Raw genomic sequence first — 16,378 nt, 5'->3', positions numbered from 1 at the left:
CCAGACCTATGTCGACGACCCGCAGATGCGGGCCAACTTCGACAAGATCGCCGACGGTCTCGCCGTCTACCAGCGCGATGCGATGACCGTGTACGCCGATGCCCGGCTGAGCTGACCGCACGCGCCTCAGGGCTGTTCGGCGGGTCATGAGCGCAGCCAGAGGCGAATGGCTGCGACGGTCACGGTGCCGTGGAAGATGTATGCCCTCTTATCGAATCGGGTGGCTACGGCACGAAAGCCCTTGAGGGCGTTGATCGTTCGCTCGACTTCATTCCTGCGCTTGTAGAGCGACGTGTCGAAGCCGGTGGGCCGACCGCCCCGGCTGCCACGGTGCTGCCTGTTGGCCCGCTGGTTCCTCGGTTCGGGGATGGTGTGCTTGATCTGGCGCCTGCGCAGGTACCGGCGGTCACGACGGGATGAGTACGCCTTATCGCCGCTGAGGTGTTCAGGCCGGGTGCGCGGGTGACCGCCACCCGGCCGTGGTATGCGAACGCGCTCAAGGGCCGGGGTCAACTGAGGTGCGTCGCCCCACTGCGCTGGCGTGATCAGCACCGCCAGGGGCCGGCAGCCGCCGTCTCCGGCGAGATGAATTTTCGTGGTCAGACCTCCCCTGGACCGGCCGAGAGCCTCGTCGGGGCGATGCTGAGGGGGCAGGATCCGTTTCCTTGGAATTCGCGGCGGACGCCTTCGAGCCCCGGCAGGTCGTCGAGTCAGCGTCGATCATGCTCCAGTCGATACGTTCCTCGGCGTCGGCGTCGGTCTGGACGGCACGCAGGACGTTCTCCCAGGTGCCGTCCGCCGACCAGCGCCGATGCCGGTCGTGGCAGGTCTTCCACTTCCCGAAGCGCGTCGGCAGGTCGCGCCAGGGGATGCCGGTGCGCTGGCGGAAGAGAATGCCGTTGATCACCTTGCGATGACACTTCCACCGCCCGCCCCGTCCCACGTTCTTCGGAAGGTGCGGCTCCAACCGGGCCCCTTGCGCGTCAGAAAGATCGCCCCGCCCCACACCAGCCGGAACGATCTCGCGACCCTGCACGAAGTAACAGCGGGCCTTTCCGGCGACCGCGTGCCACACGGCCGGTCCCGCTTGCTGCCAGGCGCACGCTGGCAGCCGTGACTAAACGGGAACCCATTTCACCAGCGACCGCGGAGCGGAGAAGGAGGCGACCTGTGGTTTCCGCTGGCGACCACATCAGGGCCATGGCCCACGTCGTACGCGCCGACTTCACCGATGCCCTCATCGCTCTGCCCGCATGGCTGGGTGGCCAAGTGCTCGTCCACATGCCCGTTGGGGAACTCGCCGCTGTCACCGGACGGCTCTGCGACGACCTCCCGGGAACCCGACTGACCGTTCTCGCCCGCCTGGACGCACTGCTCGAGGAAGACCTCGAACTCCAGGACTGGCGTGTCCAAACCCGACGGGAAGCCGCATAGCGCACCGTCTCAATGCCGCCCTCCACCGCCGCGCCACCCGGGCGCCCTCCCCCTCCGTCCGGGCGGAGCGGCCCCGCCGGAGAAGGAGTGCCTGCACGGCTACGGATAGGCCACCGCAACCGGTCAGAGCCGGGCTCGTTGACAGCGTAATGAAGATCACTAGGAGTGCGATCGCCACTGTTGCCCTCACGGGGGCCGCGTTGTCGTTCACAGGACCCGCATTTGCAAGCCAAGGGGACAGCTTGGGCAACATCGGCCGTGTCGTCCGCGACGAGTCGTTCAACTTCGAAAGCGCAACCTTCGGCGACTCCGTGAACAGCGGGATCGCAAATGTGGTGAGCCCGGCCAGTTTTGTGGAAGGTCTAAGCGGCCAAGGGCTGCTCGTCTAGGTTCTGCCTTCTGGGTCATCGTCGTGTCCAGATGAGGATGGCGGCGAGATGGCTTGCTCCGGTTCGACGGACATTCGAGATCAGGGGGTTCATCCCCAGGAGGATGTCCGTCATGGAGAGCATGGGGAAGAAGCCTCGTCGCGCTCGCCGCTCGTTCACGCCAGAGTTCAAGGCCGAGATCGTGGAGCTGTGCCGTCGCGGTGACCGCTCGATCGGTCAGGTCGCCAAGGACTTCGACCTGACCGAGACTGCGGTGCGTGACTGGGTCAAGCAAGCGGAGATGGATGCCGGTGACCGGGACGGTCTGACCAGCCGCGAGCATGAGGAACTGGCCGCTCTGCGGCGGGAGAACCGCCGCCTGCGGGAAGATGTCCACATCCTCAAGCGAAGCCACAGCTTTCATCGCGACGGAGACCCGGTGAACGTGTACCCGCTCATCGAGGCGGAGAAGCAGGCAGGTCACAACGTCAAGCGGGCGTGTGAGCTGCTGAAGGTCTCCCGTGCCGCCTTCTACGCCCGCCGCACCCGACCACGCCTCCGCGGCGGTGGACTGGCGGCTGTTCCTGCCGGAGACCTGGGCGCCCGGTTCGCCGAAGGCGGATCCGGACAAGGTCGCCCGCCGTACCGCGTGCCAGATCCCCGACGATGTCGGGCACGTGGAGAAATGGCAGCTCGCCCTGGACATGGCCGATGAGACCCGCTCGTGGGGGATCGAGGTGCCGCTGGCCATCGCGGACGCCGGATACGGCGATGCGGCGGCGTTCCGCCTGGGCCTGCAGGCCCGGGGCCTGAACTACGTCGTGGGGATCTCCACCACGTTGTCGGCTCAGCCCGGCGAAGCCGTGCCGGTGACCGGGCCATACAGCGGGACCGGACGCCCGCCGGTGGCGAAGTACCCGGACAAGCCGCAGTCGGTGAAGCAGCTGGTCACCACGGTCGGCCGGGAGGCGGCAAAGCCGGTGCAATGGCGTGAGGGGTCCCGGCCGGGCACCGGCCGCAGTGGCTGCAAGCGGATGTATTCGCGGTTTGTCGCCTTGCAGATCCGTCCTGCCGGACGCGGGATCCGGCAGGCGGTCGAGGGTCCGCACCTGCCGGAGTGCTGGCTGCTGGCCGAATGGCCCGCCACCGAACCGGAACCGGTCCAGTTCTGGCTGTCCGACCTGCCCGCCGACACCCCGCTGACCACCCTGGTCCGCCTGGCCAAGCTCCGCTGGCGCATCGAGCACGACTACCGGGAGATGAAACAGGCCCTGGGTCTGGCCCATTTCGAGGGCCGGACCTGGACCGGCTGGCACCACCACGTCACCCTCGTCTCCGTCGCACATGCCTTCTGTACCCTGCAGCGACTGGCCCGAGCCCCAAAAGCAACGGCGCCGGCCTGAGCCTCTACCAAGTCGTCCGCGAGCTGCAGATCCTGCTCGTAGCCTGGACCGGCGCCTGCCCCACCTGCCACCGCGACATACCCCCACCGACACCAACCTGACCAAGCCCTACTAGAGCCTGTTGCGAAAGTAGATCTTGGCCGTGCGGCCGCTCATGGGGTGGCTCAGCGCTCCGTTCCGTTGCTCATCTAGCAACCGTTTGCCCGCCATTGTTGGCGGAGGCCGGGGCTCATCAGTCGGGATGCCGGCAAACCCCTCCCGCACCTAGTCAAGTTTGACTAGACTTCTCGCGTGAGTGAGAAGACGATTCCGATATTGCCGTGCCGCACCATTCAGCCCGTTCTCGACTTCTACAGCGCCCTCGGGTTCGATGTGACTTTCCAACAGATGAGCCCCAATCCGTACGCGGTTGTCGAACGCGGCGGCATCCAGCTCCAGTTCTTCGGGATGAAGCACTACGATCCGACCGAATCGTTCAGCACCTGCTACATCCGGACCGATGACGTCGACGGGCTGCACGAGGCCTTCCGGGCCGGTCTCAAAGCAAGGTATGGGAGGGTTCCGACCCGCGGACTGCCTCGAATTGGGGCGCTGAGGGACGCGTCGCACGGCATGCGGCAGTTCCTCATGACCGATCCGGGCGGCAACTGCATCCGCGTCGGTCAGCCGATGAGCGAGGACCTCCACCACCGGCCCGCGCCCAAGGAAACCTTCTCCCGGGCCCTGCACTACGCGTCACTGTTCGCGGACTCGAGGGAGGACCCGGCGGCAGCCGCAAAGGTCCTCGACCAGGTACTGCGTCTTGAGGACAAGCGGCCCACGCATGTGCAGCTGCTGCGCCTCCTAGTGCTGCGTGCGGATGTCGCCAGGCGCCTCGGTGACGAAGAGACCGCGATTTCCGCGCTCTCCAAGGCTGCCTCGATCCACCTCACCGCCGAGGAACGGGACTCGGCCCACGACGACCTCGCGCGCCTCGAGGAGCTGCAGGTCTAGGACATTTTCTGAAAGTTCTGGTCACAGCCATTCGTTGAGGACCGCGACCAGTATGGTCGCTTCGTAGCGGACGGCGAGTTTGTCGATTTTTCGCCGCACCAGCGGCGTGCTGATGTGCCCGGCACACCGTCGAGTCGACGTTCACGTCCCAGGTGATCAGGCCCTTCGCGTCCGCCTTGGCCTGGAGCTGGGTGACGATCCGGCTCCAGGTTCCGTCCCGCTGCCAGCGCCTGAACAGATCATAGACCCGGTCCCACGGGCCGTACCGCTCGGGCACGTCCCGCCACGGCGCACCTGTCCGGGTCCGCCACCGAATGCCGTCTATCAGCTGCCGCCGGGTACATACCGACGGCCCGGCCTGACGCCTGTCGGCAACAACGGCTCCAGCCGGGCCCACTGGCCGCTTGTCAGATCACCACGTCCCCACGACACGTGATCAGCCACAAACTAGATCCACTTTCGCAACAGGCCCTAGCCCTCCGGACTCCGGGCTACAGGAGTACCGGCAGGGACTCGAGACCGCGCATCAGCCGAGTCTGACGCCACTCCAGATTCTCGCTGGGGACGGCGAGCTCGAGTCCCGGGAAGCGGGTGAGTAGCGCGGTTAGCGCAATCTCGCCTTCGGCTCGGGCGAGGGGGGCGCCCAGGCATCGGTGGATGCCGTGCCCGAAGGCCAGGTGCGACTTGGAGTTCCGGGTGAGGTCGAGCTGGTCGGGCATGGGGAATTGCGATGGATCACGGTTGGCTGCTCCTGGAGCGATGAGGACCGGGACGCCCGCCGGGATTTCGGTTGCGCCGATGGTGAGGGCTTCCGTGCTGTAGCGGAAAGTTGCGATGCCGATGGGCGCGTCGAAGCGGAGCAACTCGTCCAGGACGGTGGGGATGAGCTGCGGGTTGTCGCGCAACCTTGTGAGCGTGTCGGGGTGCTGGATCAGCGCGAGGATCGCGTTGCCGATGAAGTTGGTCGTCGTCTCGTGGCCGGCTACGAGTAGCAGCACAGCCAGTGAGACCACTTCGTCTGCCGTGAGCTCGCCCGCATCGCTGCGTACAAGGAGGTCGTGCAGGAGGCCGCCGTCCGGCTCGCTTCGCTTCGCGCCGACGAGGTCGGCCATGTAGCCGGCGATGGCATGGGAAGCAGCATCGATCCGATCAGGCTGGCCTGCCGCGAAGAGCTCGTTCGACCACTGCGCCACCATGGTCCGGTCGGCTTCCGGCACGCCCAGCAGCTGGCAGATCACCGTGACGGGGAGCGGCACTGCGAGGCCGGCCACGAGGTCGACCTGTTCGCCGGGTGGCCACGCGTCGAGAATGGCGTCGACCACCTGGGCGATGTAGGGGCGCATACGCGCCACGGGACCAGGAGTGAAGGCTGGCCCCGCGGCGCTCCGCAGCCGTGTGTGCTGCGGAGGGTCGGTGGCCAACATGTTCTGGGAGACCGCCGGGTGGAGTTTGCGAGCCGATGGCTGACCGGCGAAGAAGCGCGCGGTGTCCTTCGACAGCCGAGGGTCGACGAACGCTTGCCGGGCCTCGGCGTAGCCGGTGACGACGTAGCTGTAGCGCCCCTTCGAGCCGGTGGGCATTTTGTGTACGGGGGCTGCGCTGCGCAGACGGGCGAACGTCGCGTACGGGTCCTTGAAGAACTGAGGATCCTGCAGCGGGTCGGTCATGATTTTGAGACTGCGTCAGTCACCGTCGGCTCAGCGGCAGCGACGCGCACGGTCTCGTTGTCCGCGTAGGCAGCGGCGATCAGGAGGAGCCACTCGGTCTCCGCCGGCAGATTGCCTTCCCGGGAATGGGCCTCGGGAGCGGGCGGGGCCTGCTCCTCACAGGGCTTGTGCCCGCTCTTCTTCGCGCGGATGGCGGCCGTGATCACTGCGGCTTCGACGATCGCTGCTCCTTCGGGGGTGCCGTGCAGCTCCTTGGCGGCGGCCAGCTCCTGAGCGCGCTGTTGCACCTGCAGTGAGCGGTAGGGGCGGAGCGCCAGCACGCTGTCTTCCGTCTCGATTACTCGGCGGTGAAAGGAGGTAGTCGGAGTCGTCAGACTGCTCGTCGGCGCTGGAGACGCTGTGGTCGAGAACGACCTCTGGAGCCACGGCAGTCAGGTCCTCCCAGAGGTGCGCGAGCGCGGCGAAGGACTTGGTCTCCCAGCGGCCACGCAGGAACTGGCTGACCGGCCAGAGCACAGCGGGCAGCATGAGGCCGACGGTGATGAGGAGAACCGCCAGGGCCGGCGCGGTCCGCTTGCGCTCACCTGTTGCCTCGTCGACCCGCTTGTCGTTCACCCGCGGCGCCTTCACCTCATCCACGCCCGCCGCGGTGGTCACCGACCTGGGCTGATGGTAGCCGTTACGCACGACCAGACGGCAGCCCCCGGCATCCCGCTCATCCGCCAACTCAGCTATATAGCTGTTGACTTCAGCTTCCAGTGCGGCGGCCAGCATCCGCCTTGCTCCCTCGCGGACGATCTCATCGATCAGGGAGCCGTTCGAACGTGGTGCCATCCTCGTTGACTACGCTGAGCACAGGCGTGCCCTTCCCGACCCGCGCGGCTACGCGGGCCTACTCGATACCAGTCGATCGATCACTCGGGAAGGTAAGTCCTCCCGAGCCCGATCCACAGGATCTGAGCATTGCTCCCGGGCGGCGCCTCGGCGGTCTGCTCGTTGCGCGATGCGAGTACCTACCGACGGTGCTAGTACTCCAGCAGCGTTTTGCTATCTGGGCTGGTCGAAGAGGTCGTCAGGAGTGTAGTGGCCTGATCCGGGATCAGGGGCGGTCTGGCCGGACCGCCCCTCCAAGCAGTGGAGTCGTCGCTGGTAGTGGCAGTGGCGGGAGACGGCCTGGTGCCTGCGGCGCCAGTGCGGCCAGTTCAGAGCGTGCGCGCGAAGCGACCGGCAGACTTGGCGGTTCGGGCCGAGGCGAAGCACCAGGAGGCGGCGGATTTCTGCCACAGTGAGCGGAGCCAGGGTGCCGGAAGCGTTTCTGCAGCCCCCTTTGCCGCCGCGTCGGCTGCCATGGCCGCGAGGTAGGCGTGGGCGAGCATGGCCAGGGTGATGTGCCGGTACCAGCCGACATAGCGTCGGACCTCGTACTGGTCCAGGCCGCACTCGTTCTTCGCCGCCTGGAAGCACTCCTCGATCTGCCGGCGCATTCCGGCGATCCGGACCAGGTCGGCCACTGTGGTCTCCCGCGGTGCGTAGGCGAGGAAGTAGGCGATCTCCTCGGGCTTGCTGATGCTGCGGCGGGCCAGTGCCCACCGCCGACGCACAGGGGTCTCGCCCTGGTAGTCGAACTCGGCCACCGTGGGCAGCTCCAGCGCCGCCCAGCATGTTCGTCGATCACGCTGGGAGGCTGTCCGCACCGAAGCCACTCGGCCAAGTCTCGACCCACTCCTTGGAGGGGCGGTCCGGCCAGACCGCCCCCGATCCCGGATCAGGCCACTACACTCCTGACGACCCCTTCGACCAGCCCAGATAGCAAAGCGCTGCTGGAGTACTAGTGGCGCACGCGACGTGCTTCCCGAATCAGCAGCCCCGCCGGGATCAGCACGAGCAGCAGCGGCGTAGGTTCCAGGATCACTGAGCCCACCACAGACCACGCAGCCAGTCCCCACCCGACAGTCTGCGGCACCCTACAGCCCTGCTGTGCCAGGTGCGAGATAAGGGTGCCGAGCAGCAGCAGTGGCACGGCGAAGCTGGCGATCGTTATCCAGAACGCGCCGTTCGCGCCGCTGGGTTCGATGAATTCATCGCGCGGCAGGCCCCACAGTGACCTGTTGAACCAGTCATCGACATGCGCCGTGTTCTGTGCGCCCAGAACGACCAGGTGCAGGGCACCCAGGAAAGTCAGAATCCGTCCGGCCCAGAGATTCATGAGCAGGCCCCCTATACTTTTCGAAACCGCTAGTTTCGGAACTTCGGGTACCGTAACATGGCCGACATGGGACGACCAAGAGATGGCCGCGTCGACGAGGCCATCATCACCGCCACCCGAAGCCTGCTGGCCCGCAGCGGATACGCCGGACTCACGGTGGACGCCGTGGCCGAGCGTGCAGGCATCGGGAAAGCGGCGATCTACCGGCGCTACTCGACCAAGCAAGAAATGGTGTTCGCGGCCGCCGTGCACGAAGCGGACCTCCCCGGCCTCCCTGACACGGGGAGTCTGCTCGGGGATCTGACCGGCCTCGTCCAGGAGATTGTGGACAGCCTCTCCAACCCGGCGGCCGCCGCCGCGATTCCGGGTCTGATTGCCGATGTGGACGCCTCACCGGACCTCGCGGCCCGCTTCCGCGACACCTTCGTCACGCAGGAGCAAGCCTGTATCGGCGAGCTGTTGGACCGGGCGGTCAGCCGTGGGGAGATCGCCATGATCCGGGACGTCGAGCTTGTCCACGCTCTGGTGACCGGCCCGATCTTCACCACCCTGTATCTGCAGCGCCGCTCAGCGGACGGTCTGGCCCAGGAGCTGGGCCGGATCCTGGCCGATGTGCTCAGGTCAGCCCAGTGACGTAGACCAAGAAACTGCCGACGGGATCCTCGAAACCCTCGCCTGTATGCAGCCGAGTAACAACTCAAGACACCAGCCTCGATCCTCCGTGAACGGATCGTCAGCTCTACTGGAAAGCTGTTGGGCTTTCCCGGCTGCTGCCGATCGGGCTTGGCGGCCGCTCAAGGACTTCCGGGGCCGTGTCGCCCACCGTCGCAGCAGCCCCCGCGCAGAGTGCTCCCGCGGCCTATGACCGGTGTCTTTCGGGCTGGATGGCTTTGTCCACGATTTTCGGCTCTGGCACAAATTGTGTGGAGCGGTTGGTCTCCGTCGCAGTATTGCCTCGGACAGGTGCTCAGTCGGTGAAATCATCGGTTTCGGACGGTCCAGTGAGCCGTGGTCGACGAGGCGCAGGAGCTTTGGGCTGGCATGCCGGAAGCGGCCAGTAGCCTCAGGCAGCATGGGAATTCAGATCGATGTAGTGGCGGGTTACCCGATCAACGATGAGGTGGAGAGGGTGCTCGGGTTGGCCGAGGCGGTTGGCGAGCCCGTCACTGTCACGTTCATGTGGGAGGGGCGTGAAGAGGCGGAACGCGCGGTGTTAGTGCCCGCGGCCACCCTGGCGCTCTGGGAGCATTGGGCCCCCACCGCCTACCCGACGAGTGGCGCTGGGGACGAGAACCGGGCTGTGGCGGAGGAGCCGGAACTGGCCCACCCAGCGGAATTCGGCGCGTTCACGCTCTTTCGTCGTCGCGTAGGAGGGCGCACGGCGGTTGCTCGCAAAGGCGTGGTGGTCGCCGAGCTACTGGACCCCGACGAGGCGCACTGGCTCCAGGAGAAGGCCCGCAATGTCCGCCAAGGCTTCATGGATCCGAAGCAGAAGGCGGCGTTCGAGGAGTTCCTTGCCCGGCAGGCATCCCTCGATGAGCAGTGACGCGCCGACTCCTGCTTCGCGGCTTTGTATTTGATCTTCGGGCTCTGGTCCACTTCGTGCGGCGTGGTGACGCTCGGTCACGCCAACAGGACATGTTTGCGGGGGAATTCGAAGCCTGCGCGGCCGAACATCTGGCGCTTGAGCATCTTGATGCGGTTGACATGGCCTTCCACGACACCGGAGTTCCAGGGCAGGGTCAGGCCGGCGGCGACGGCGTCAAGGTCGCGTTCGAGGTGTTGGGCGAACCGGCTGAGACTGGGCAGGTCGGTAGCGGTTCTGGCTGATTCGCTCCACTCCGGCAGTTGGTCACCGTGCAGGTCCGTAACCATGTGGGCGAAGGTCCGCACGTGCTTGGCGAGGGCGTCCAGCTCGGGGCAGTTGGCCAGCACGGCCTTGAGCTGGACCCGGTCGCTCTCGATCAGGGCGTCCGGGTGAGTCAGGAGCCAGCGGGTCACGGCGCGGGCCGATGGCGGCCGGGGCCCGACCGGCTGGGGTTTGCCCCGCAGAGTTCTGCTCACGTAGTTGCGGACGTTGCCATAGCCGTCCGGACAGCCCCGTTTTCTGATCTCCTTCCCACAGCCTCCAGGCATCGGTCCAGCCTTCCTGCCAGCGCTGGTCGAGGTAGGGCTTGTAGGCGTCGAGCTTGGTCGTGCGGCTTTGCCACTGACCGGTGAACAGCTCCTCAGGGCGCCCACCTCGTCGCCCTGGTCGGCGAGGCGCCAAGTTCGAAAATGGCGTCCTGGTCGAGCGCGCAGAGGCCGCCGCCTGACAAGCGTCACCCAAACCACACCTCTTGATAGTTGCTCGTCAGTCCGGAGCTCTGCGCCGCATGGGACATGCGCCCACTACTCGGTCACGACATTGAAGGCCGGGTAAATCCTGGGCTGGAACTCTGGCATTCCGGCCTCTTGCGCAAACGGCATCAGGATCTCCGCAAACCGCTGCCATGCCTCCTCGGACTCCCAGACATCCACCACGAACCAGCCGTTCTCGCCAGGCCCGGCGACGTGCGCGATGACGCCGGACACCGGCCAGTCGGAGCGGCCCTTGACCAGTCCGCGCCCACCGGTCACCTTGTTGGCGACCTGCTCATACTGGTCCTGAGTGGCTCCAGTCATGTTGAGCTCCACGATGATCGCCATAGCGACTCCGTCCGTTGTCGGCAGCTTGTCGTCCACAGTTGACCAGGTGAAGGTGCGCTCCGCACGGGAAGGTGGTCCCTATGAGTGACGGACGCCAGCGCCTAGGGCCAGAGGGAGCCGCAGGCAGTCTCCGTACGGCGGATCAGGCAGCTACTGCCTCGCAGTGCGAACTTAAGCACTATATCTACAGTCTTGACGATTGCTCCTGATTTTGGGCTTAGCCGCCGCTGCAGCGCCGTTCAGGGCGGGTGTAGCTCGTGCCCGGCTACACCCGTCCGAACGGCGCTATTGGTTGTCGTCTCCCTTCTGGTTGTAGGCCCCGTACAGCGGGGATAGACCGATGGCGAACTCGGCGATGGACGTGAATGGCTCAGGGTTGGGGGCAGGAGCGGACGGATGCGCCACTGGTGCGGATCGAGCCCTGGGCGGATGTCGGCCTTGACCTGCTGCGGCGTGTCAACACGCCGCAGATGAAGAAGCACGTAGGAGGCCCGGAGACCGACGAGCAGGTTCTCGCACGTCACCAGAAGTATCTGGACATAGCTGCGATGGGCAAGGGCCAAATGTTCATCATCGTCCTGCTTCCTGAGGCAGTAGCGGTCGGCACCGTCGGCTACTGGGATCGGGTCTGGCGGGACGAGGCGGTGTATGAGGACGGCTGGAATGTCCTGCCGCCTTTCCAGGGACGGGGGATCGCAGTCGCTGCCGCGGCGGCAGCCGTCGCGGACGCTCGGGCGGAAGGGAAGAGCGATCGCATCCATGCGTTCCCGTCCGTCGACAACCCCGCGTCGAAGCGACCTGTCGCAGGGTCGATTTCTTCTTGGCGGGTGAGTGCGACTTCGAATATCCCCCGGGTCGCTTCATCCGAAGCAACGACTGGTGCCTGGATCTCACCTCGAACCCGTGAGGTGTTCCGGGCACGGTCGGCTCAGTCTGGTCGGTCACAGCGAGGCGGACGTGCGGTGTGCTGGGGTGTGTCAAATGCGCTGGAAGGGCTCAACGGTGCAGCTGCCGCGGTCTGCGGATGCGCGCGGTCGGAGGCGAGCTGGTCGCGCGCTTGACCGAGACCGTGTACCGACTGGCCCTCGACTCGCGTCACCTGCCGCTGGAGCGCGCCCACGATGATGTGCCCTACCTCTGTTCGAGCGGCATCACCCGCCCTGACCACTCCCCAAGTTAGCGGGGACAGCCGGGCGATGTCCTCGTCCGGGATCTCGTGGCCCTCGGCGCGGAGCTGGGCGACCGCGGCGTCGATGTACCGGGTCGTCCACAGCCCCATGGCGTTCAGGACCAGGCCGAGGGCGCCGAGCTGGTCCTCCATCCCGTCCTCGTACGCCTGGTGGATGGTGCCGCACTTGCCGTGCCACACGCGCGGGCCAGCTTGTGCCGGGACTCCTGAACGGTCAGCTGCCGGTTCATCTGCCGCCGGTAGGTGTCGTCGACCGGGTCGACCACCCGCAGCAGGTGCTCGGTCTTGGCGATCCGCCCGTACTCGGCGAACGCCTGCCCCCGGCAGCGTCGGGTGCCCCTCGCGGCCGAACATCCGCAACAGGTGGTAGGCGCGGACCTGGTAGGTAACCAGGGAACCGGCCTCCCGCAGCATGTCCGGCCAGTGCGTGATCACCTTGTTCAGGTTCACCCGGTTCCGCGCGAGCGCCTCCAGCGGCCCGTACGTACCGGTCTCGACTCCCGGCAGGCTCGCCCGCCAGAACCGTTGGTCGTCCAGGTTTTTGAACCGCGGGCGGAAGTTGTAGCCCAGGATCTTGAAGATACCGAACACGATGTCGGAGGAAGAGAGGTCTGACCGAGATACGGGTCAAAGGGGCAATGAGTTGATCTGGAAGCCCTGGGAGCCCCTGACCCGTCACCCGTTCGGCTCAGTGTCGTTGGCGATGTTGTTGTCGTCTGGGCACGGAGCGGGATTGTGACCTCGATCGAACGGACCGCGTATCCGCGGTTCAAGCGGCTGATCACCGCGCGAGCGATTACCAACGCGACTGACGCTCCATCCCGTGAGGTGTGATCGCTCACGCCGTCCGCCTTTCTGCTGCCGATTACCGGGCCTCGCCGCAACCTGGTTCTTCTGGAGCATCGTCGATATGCGTATTCCTGGCGGATGGCTTTCCAGGAGGCTTCTCGCCTGTCCTCATTGGGGGCGGAGGAAGTGGGGGATGCGGAGGAGGAGGGGGAAGGGTGCGTCGGATGCGTGTGCGGAGCAGGATCGACGGGAAAAGGAATCCGAGGGCCCCGCCAATAGCGACGCCTAGCAGCGCGGACAGTAGAAAATCGGTACTGATGCCGGACTCGAACAGTTTCGGCATCCCTGCAACGAGGAAGCCGAACGCGCTCATACCTAATGATCCTCGCCAGCGTTCACGTAATTCCGGCAGGTTGCTCTTCACTCTGTTCCTTCCGTTTGCCCTGCTCGCCGGTGAGGGCGTGCGAGAGGTCCGAAGTCCTCGCACGCCCTATCAGGTAACGCTCTGGGTTACCTCCTCAGGAATCTTGCGAGAGGCCCCACGGCTAGGCTGCCGGCGGTGCCCCAGAGCGCGCCGTTGACAAAGGCATCGCTGCGATCTTCGGCGTCTCCGCCGGCGATGGCCGATCCTATAGCCGCGCCGGAACCGCCGGCGACCCCGCCCATTACTGCCCCGGCCACGAGGCACCCGACGCCTGTAGCACACACGGTGGCCACCGCCGCCACGCCGACGGCCGTGCCGACGATGCCGCCGATACCTTCACCGATGTCGGACCACCCCCACAGGCCACTGGGATCGATGATGTTGGTGGGGTCGCCGGAGGCGTACAGGTACGGGTTGGCCTCGAGTCCGGACGGGTCGGGCTGGGTGAAGCGGCCGAGGTTCGGGTCGTAGAAGCGGGCCTGGTAGTGGTAGAGCCCGGTCGGGTCCTGGTAGCCGCTCGCGAAGCGGTAGGGCTGGGAGACCGTCTCGTTGGCGTTGGTGACGCCGCGCGGGCTGTAGGTGTAGGTGTTGACCTTTTCGCCGTCGGCGTTCACCACGGCTTCGATCGCCGCCGAGGGAGGCGGCGGCGAAGGCCCTGGCCGATGCGGGCCGGGACTGCGAGCTGATCGACCTTGTTGAGACCGATCCGCACACGCTGCCGGACCGGATCGACGTCGCACTGCTGGGCCTGCACGGCCTGGGGGGAGAGGACGGAAAGATCCAGGGACTGCTGGAAACGGTCGGCATCCCCTACACCGGGTCCGGTGTGCTGGCCTCCGCGGTGGGCATGCACAAGCCGACGTTCAAGCGGCTGGCGACATCCGAGGGCTTGGACACCCCGCGGTGGCTGGTCCTCAACCCGGCACTGTCGCCCGCGGCGATGGCCTTAGCGGTGCACCTCACCCTGGGGTGGCCGGTGTTCTTCAAGCCCAGCTCGGGCGGCGGCAGCCTGGATGCCGCCGTCGTCCACAGTCAGGTGAAGATGATCGAGCTGCTCCAAGCCGCCCGCGAGCACCCCTACGAGCAGTACATGGTCGAGGAGTACGTGACCGGCCGCCCGTGCACCGTCGGCCTGCTGGAGATCGACGGCAAGCTCACTACCCTGCCGGTGCTGGATGTGCAGACCCACGGGGAGTTCTATGACTACACCGCCAAGCACGACCCCGCCCAGCGCACCGAGCACTGCCCCTCGATCCTCCCAGAGGACATCACCCGCCGCCTCCGACAGGACGCGCTGCGCGCGCACCGCATGATCGGCGCCCACGGCCTCTCCCGGGTGGACTTCATGGTCACCTCCAGCGGCCGTACCGCCATGCTGGAGAGCAACACCTTGCCCGGCCTCTCCCAACGGGGGAACCTGGCCGCCATGGCGGCCGCGGCCGGCATCGCCTACCCGGACCTGATCCAACACGTGCTGGCCATGGCGTTCACCAAGCCCTGGTACGTGCCCTGAAACCGGGCAGACTTGGGGCCCATGACGCAGTCGATCATTCACCCGGTGCCGTACTACGCGCAGTGGGAATCGCCCGAGCTGGTGCCCGCGATCATCGCGGGCACTACGCGTGCGAGCGATGACCCTCTGTGGCCCAAGTCCGGGGCGGCCAGCCCGGAGGAGTATGAGTTCTGGTCCTGGCGGCTGTGCGGCATGGCCTGCCTGCGCATGGCCCTCGACCACTGGCGCGGCCAGGCACCGCCCGCGGTCTCCCTCGCGCAGGAGTGCGTGGATGCCGGCGCCTACATCCGCCACTCCGACCGGGTCGACGGCCTGATCTACGCCCCCTTCGCTGCCTACGCCCAGCAGCGCTGGGACCTGCACGCCGAATCTGGCCCCGACCTCCCCGTGGCTGCACTCTCCGAGCATCTCCTCGAGGGACGGCTGCTCCTGCTGTCCGTACACCCCTCCATCCGCGTCCTCGACGCTGCCCCGCCGCGCCGTGGCGGGCACCTGGTCCTCGCCGTCGGCACCACACCCCAGGCGCTGGTCATTCATAACCCGTCCGGATTCCCCGGCCGCTCCCAGCAGTTCGCTCACGTTCCCTGGGCGGACCTCGATCGCTTCTACGCGGGACGCGGCGTCATTCTCGGTCCCCACGTGCAGCCGCAGTGAGCACGGGGCGGCCAGCCCGTAGGGGGAGGGCGGCGTGCCACCGGCCAGACCTTGTACGGGCCCGCCGATAACGTCGCGCTCGCGGGGTGTCGACGACCAAGGATGGAGGTCAGGTTCTGGGCTCGCAGGTGGCGTATCTGGAGGTTAAGTCGTTCCAGCAGGCGTGCAGCGTGGTTGGCTTTTGTTCACGAGTTACGACAGCGGATGTTCACGACGTTGAACAGCGTCCTGATGATGCTGTGTTCGATGTTCATGAGAAGTGACAGCACCAGCTCAGGGGCACTGTTGCCTGCCGGTGCCTCCGGCTGTTGAGAGGCGGCCGTTCAGAATCGCGTGGAAGTCGGGGAGGGGCCAGGTCGCGATGTCGCTCGTCGGCATCAGGACGCGTGAGGTCGCTGGAGTCCCTGGAGGAGGAGAGCTATCAGGCGTCGGGGGTCGTAGCGGGGGTCGTTGTCGCGTCCGATGCAGAGGTTGCCGATGCCGCGCATCAGCTCGTAGGGCTGCGTGCCGGGCCTGATGTCGCCGGCCTCGACCGCGGCGTCGAGCAGTTGGGCGCAGACGGGCAGCAGGCGGTCGAGGAAGTAGGCGTGCAGCGCGGAGAAGCGGTCGTTGTCGGACTGCAGGGCGTCGGCGAGTCCGTGCTTGGTGACGAGGAAGTCGACGAAGAGGCCGATCCACTGGCGCAGTGCGTCGAGCGGGGAGTCGGCACTGGCCAGCAGGTTCGGGCCGGCCTCGGCGCATGCCTCGATCTGGTGGCGGTAGACGGCGGTGACGAGATCTGCCCGGGTCGGGAAGTGGCGGTAGATCGTGGCCATCCCGACGCCCGCCTGGGCCGCGATCTGGCGGATCGGCGCGTCGACGCCGGAGGTGAGGAACACCTCGGCGGCGGCGGTGAGCACCGTCTGCCGGTTGCGCTGGGCGTCGGCCCGCTTGCCTCGGGACGGCGACTCCCCTGCAGGGCTCTCGGCGGGCATTACGTACTCCTTCCACACCGATTGACAAAACGGAGCATCGCTCCGGATACCAAGTGGAGCGGCGTTCCGTTCAGGT

Annotated in this window: 17 protein-coding genes and 7 pseudogenes; 12 read left to right on the top strand and 12 right to left on the bottom strand. The window is 66.6% G+C overall.

Features of this window, described 5'->3' with window-relative positions; genetic code table 11:
- A partial coding sequence (locus ACTWQE_RS15940; RefSeq protein WP_443329586.1) for a TipAS antibiotic-recognition domain-containing protein occupies positions 1-115 on the top strand: 115 nt, incomplete at its 5' end.
- 29 nt (positions 116-144) lie between these two features.
- Here ACTWQE_RS15940 and ACTWQE_RS15935 read toward each other — a convergent pair.
- Positions 145-1,006, bottom strand: a pseudogene (locus tag ACTWQE_RS15935) (IS5 family transposase).
- A gap of 164 nt (positions 1,007-1,170) precedes the next feature.
- On the opposite strand from ACTWQE_RS15935, the gene ACTWQE_RS15930 reads away from it, so the two are divergent.
- From ACTWQE_RS15930 to ACTWQE_RS15910, 5 genes and pseudogenes are all read left to right on the top strand, one after another.
- On the top strand, positions 1,171-1,434 hold the full coding sequence (locus ACTWQE_RS15930) for a hypothetical protein (RefSeq protein ID WP_443329581.1): 264 nt from the start codon (positions 1,171-1,173) through the stop codon (positions 1,432-1,434).
- A 242-nt stretch (positions 1,435-1,676) separates the two neighbouring features.
- Positions 1,677-1,823, top strand: coding sequence for a hypothetical protein (locus ACTWQE_RS15925; protein WP_443329580.1), 147 nt, complete (start codon positions 1,677-1,679; stop codon positions 1,821-1,823).
- A gap of 31 nt (positions 1,824-1,854) precedes the next feature.
- Positions 1,855-2,178, top strand: a pseudogene (locus tag ACTWQE_RS15920) (transposase); the annotation flags it as partial.
- 166 nt (positions 2,179-2,344) lie between these two features.
- Positions 2,345-3,205: pseudogene (locus ACTWQE_RS15915) on the top strand (IS701 family transposase); the annotation flags it as partial.
- 291 nt (positions 3,206-3,496) lie between these two features.
- A complete protein-coding gene (locus tag ACTWQE_RS15910) occupies positions 3,497-4,198 on the top strand; it encodes a bleomycin resistance protein (RefSeq protein WP_443329579.1) in 702 nt (233 codons plus the stop codon).
- A gap of 88 nt (positions 4,199-4,286) precedes the next feature.
- Here ACTWQE_RS15910 and ACTWQE_RS15905 read toward each other — a convergent pair.
- From ACTWQE_RS15905 to ACTWQE_RS15880, 6 genes and pseudogenes are all read right to left on the bottom strand, one after another.
- Positions 4,287-4,630: pseudogene (locus tag ACTWQE_RS15905) on the bottom strand (IS5 family transposase); the annotation flags it as partial.
- Positions 4,631-4,689: 59 nt separating this feature from the next.
- On the bottom strand, positions 4,690-5,865 hold the full coding sequence (locus tag ACTWQE_RS15900) for a cytochrome P450 family protein (protein ID WP_443329578.1): 1,176 nt from the start codon (positions 5,863-5,865) through the stop codon (positions 4,690-4,692).
- Positions 5,862-6,296 (bottom strand): DUF6545 domain-containing protein, encoded by a 435-nt coding sequence (locus ACTWQE_RS15895; protein WP_443329585.1) that lies wholly within the window; start codon positions 6,294-6,296, stop codon positions 5,862-5,864. Before ACTWQE_RS15895 ends, ACTWQE_RS15900 begins: the two co-directional genes overlap by 4 nt.
- A gap of 124 nt (positions 6,297-6,420) precedes the next feature.
- Positions 6,421-6,721 (bottom strand): annotated as a pseudogene (locus tag ACTWQE_RS15890) (IS256 family transposase); the annotation flags it as partial.
- 346 nt (positions 6,722-7,067) lie between these two features.
- Positions 7,068-7,457, bottom strand: a pseudogene (locus ACTWQE_RS15885) (IS701 family transposase); the annotation flags it as partial.
- A gap of 236 nt (positions 7,458-7,693) precedes the next feature.
- Positions 7,694-8,071, bottom strand: coding sequence for a DUF6463 family protein (locus tag ACTWQE_RS15880; RefSeq protein ID WP_443329577.1), 378 nt, complete (start codon positions 8,069-8,071; stop codon positions 7,694-7,696).
- 66 nt (positions 8,072-8,137) lie between these two features.
- On the opposite strand from ACTWQE_RS15880, the gene ACTWQE_RS15875 reads away from it, so the two are divergent.
- Positions 8,138-8,704, top strand: coding sequence for a TetR/AcrR family transcriptional regulator (locus tag ACTWQE_RS15875; protein ID WP_443329576.1), 567 nt, complete (start codon positions 8,138-8,140; stop codon positions 8,702-8,704).
- 439 nt (positions 8,705-9,143) lie between these two features.
- Positions 9,144-9,617, top strand: a complete 474-nt coding sequence (locus ACTWQE_RS15870) for a hypothetical protein (RefSeq protein WP_443329575.1) — start codon at positions 9,144-9,146, stop codon at positions 9,615-9,617.
- A gap of 77 nt (positions 9,618-9,694) precedes the next feature.
- Here the strand turns inward: ACTWQE_RS15870 and ACTWQE_RS15865 are convergent, their stop codons facing one another.
- Positions 9,695-10,072 (bottom strand): transposase, encoded by a 378-nt coding sequence (locus ACTWQE_RS15865; RefSeq protein WP_443329574.1) that lies wholly within the window; start codon positions 10,070-10,072, stop codon positions 9,695-9,697.
- Positions 10,073-10,462: 390 nt separating this feature from the next.
- Complete coding sequence (locus ACTWQE_RS15860) at positions 10,463-10,759, bottom strand: hypothetical protein (protein ID WP_443329573.1); 297 nt, start codon at positions 10,757-10,759, stop codon at positions 10,463-10,465.
- Between the two features lie 365 nt (positions 10,760-11,124).
- On the opposite strand from ACTWQE_RS15860, the pseudogene ACTWQE_RS15855 reads away from it, so the two are divergent.
- Positions 11,125-11,496 (top strand): annotated as a pseudogene (locus tag ACTWQE_RS15855) (GNAT family N-acetyltransferase); the annotation flags it as partial.
- 191 nt (positions 11,497-11,687) lie between these two features.
- Here the strand turns inward: ACTWQE_RS15855 and ACTWQE_RS15850 are convergent.
- Both ACTWQE_RS15850 and ACTWQE_RS15845 read right to left on the bottom strand, forming a co-directional pair.
- Positions 11,688-12,539 carry a Tn3 family transposase gene (locus ACTWQE_RS15850; RefSeq protein WP_443329572.1) on the bottom strand — a complete coding sequence of 284 codons (852 nt, stop codon included), beginning with the start codon at positions 12,537-12,539 and terminating at the stop codon, positions 11,688-11,690.
- A gap of 708 nt (positions 12,540-13,247) precedes the next feature.
- On the bottom strand, positions 13,248-13,778 hold the full coding sequence (locus ACTWQE_RS15845) for an RHS repeat-associated core domain-containing protein (protein ID WP_443329571.1): 531 nt from the start codon (positions 13,776-13,778) through the stop codon (positions 13,248-13,250).
- A gap of 38 nt (positions 13,779-13,816) precedes the next feature.
- Between ACTWQE_RS15845 and ACTWQE_RS15840 the strand changes: the two genes are divergently transcribed.
- The 3 genes from ACTWQE_RS15840 (at position 13,817) to ACTWQE_RS15830 (ending at position 15,591) form a co-directional block, all read left to right on the top strand.
- Entirely contained in the window at positions 13,817-14,674 is an 858-nt protein-coding gene (locus ACTWQE_RS15840; protein WP_443329584.1) for a D-alanine--D-alanine ligase family protein, read from the top strand.
- Between the two features lie 21 nt (positions 14,675-14,695).
- On the top strand, positions 14,696-15,328 hold the full coding sequence (locus tag ACTWQE_RS15835; protein WP_443329570.1) for a C39 family peptidase: 633 nt from the start codon (positions 14,696-14,698) through the stop codon (positions 15,326-15,328).
- An 86-nt stretch (positions 15,329-15,414) separates the two neighbouring features.
- A complete protein-coding gene (locus ACTWQE_RS15830) occupies positions 15,415-15,591 on the top strand; it encodes a hypothetical protein (protein ID WP_443329569.1) in 177 nt (58 codons plus the stop codon).
- Positions 15,592-15,705: 114 nt separating this feature from the next.
- On the opposite strand, the gene ACTWQE_RS15825 is transcribed toward ACTWQE_RS15830, so the two are convergent.
- Entirely contained in the window at positions 15,706-16,302 is a 597-nt protein-coding gene (locus tag ACTWQE_RS15825) for a TetR/AcrR family transcriptional regulator (protein WP_443329568.1), read from the bottom strand.
- Positions 16,303-16,378: the final 76 nt, after the last annotated feature.

The organism is Streptomyces sp. 8N706, assembly GCF_052245415.1.
GTDB lineage: Bacteria > Actinomycetota > Actinomycetes > Streptomycetales > Streptomycetaceae > Streptomyces.
Note: the sequence above shows the minus strand (reverse complement) of the source record. Positions and strands in the feature narration are given on the sequence as shown.